Here is a 1,342-nt window from a genome sequence, read left to right as displayed (position 1 = left end):
TGGTAACTCATCTAAATTGGTCAGCCCAAACGCATCTAAGAATTGCGACGTAGTATGTAGCAAGGCTGGACGACCCAATGTTTCTTTATAACCATCCTCAATGATCCAGCCTTTATCAAACAGCTGCCGTAGTATGTTGCTCGATAGCGTCACACCACGTACATACTCTATGTCGCTGCGAGTCACTGGTTGTTTATAAGCAATGACACTTAGTGTTTCGAGTAATGCCTGACTTAAGCGTTCTTGACGCTGCGGAAAAACACGCTGTATTAATGCACTATAGTTATCTGCTATTTGTAGGCGATAACCGCTAGCAGTCTCGTGTAAGCTTAGGACGCCAGTGTCTAAGCGCAGCTTTAATAGCTCTAAAGTCTGCGTTAATTCTTTACCAGATAAAGATAAATGTTTCTTGATAGCGTTTGCAGTGAGCGGCGCTTCTGACGCATGTAATAGCACTTCTATCTGTCTACTTATCTCATCAAGATGCTGATGTTTAGTATCTGTCATTACACATTCTCTATTAAGGCTGTCAAGCCAGCCATTGTAGCGTTAATGGTTCGATTAGATGGTGCTTTGCAACCTCATTATTAATCGTGGCCTTATCTATCAAATCAGTACTCACCACACCAACCAACTGCCGTTTTATCAGTTCTAGTACTGCGACAAAGCTGACCACGACACCTATCTTACCTTGTGCTTTATCTAGTAGCTCATAAAAAGAGTGTGTGCCATCAGTACTTAGCTGACGGCTGATACTGGCAATACGATCGGACAGGGGAACGGCATCGACCTTGATGGTATGCATTTGATAATCGGGTTGTAATTGCATTTTAAACAAGCTATCAATTAATAAGTTTGGAGAGTAGCTAGGTAATTCGGCAGCCATAACATCTTGATTAGGCATACTCACCATCGCCAAAAACACATCGCGCTCAAGACGAATCAGGCTATCTAAACGCTGACTAACGGTTTTGATTTGTGCATATTCTTCTAAACGTACAATCAGCTCAGCCTTTGGGTCGCGTTCATCATTAAGTGTCTCAGGTATCGGTAGCAATAACTCGGTCTTTATCGCAATCAATGTCGATGCCATGAGTAAATAGTCACCTGCCAGCTCAAAATGTTCAGTATCCAACTCACTAATATAAGCCAAATACTGCTCCGTAATAGGCAATATCGGCATTTTGGTCAAATCTACATTGTTTTTTTTAACCAAATATAATAGAAAATCTAACGGCCCTGCAAACTGCTCTAGCCAAATGGCAAACGCTTGCGGGGGTACGTACAGATCTTCAGGTAGCTGCTGTATTGGGGTTTGATAAATGCGCAAAGACATGTCATT

At 42.1% G+C, this 1,342-nt stretch carries 2 protein-coding genes; both read right to left on the bottom strand.

The window, feature by feature from the left end; all coding sequences use genetic code 11:
• Positions 1 to 507: SMC-Scp complex subunit ScpB (gene scpB, locus ACS8FD_RS14755; protein ID WP_439276410.1), on the bottom strand; the 507-nt coding region annotated here is incomplete at its 3' end.
• Positions 508 to 529: 22 nt separating this feature from the next.
• Positions 530 to 1,342: segregation and condensation protein A (locus tag ACS8FD_RS14750; RefSeq protein ID WP_439276409.1), on the bottom strand; the 813-nt coding region annotated here is incomplete at its 5' end.

The sequence above is a fragment of the Psychrobacter sp. 1U2 genome (assembly GCF_051847575.1).
This window is presented reverse-complemented; position numbering and strand designations above follow the sequence as displayed.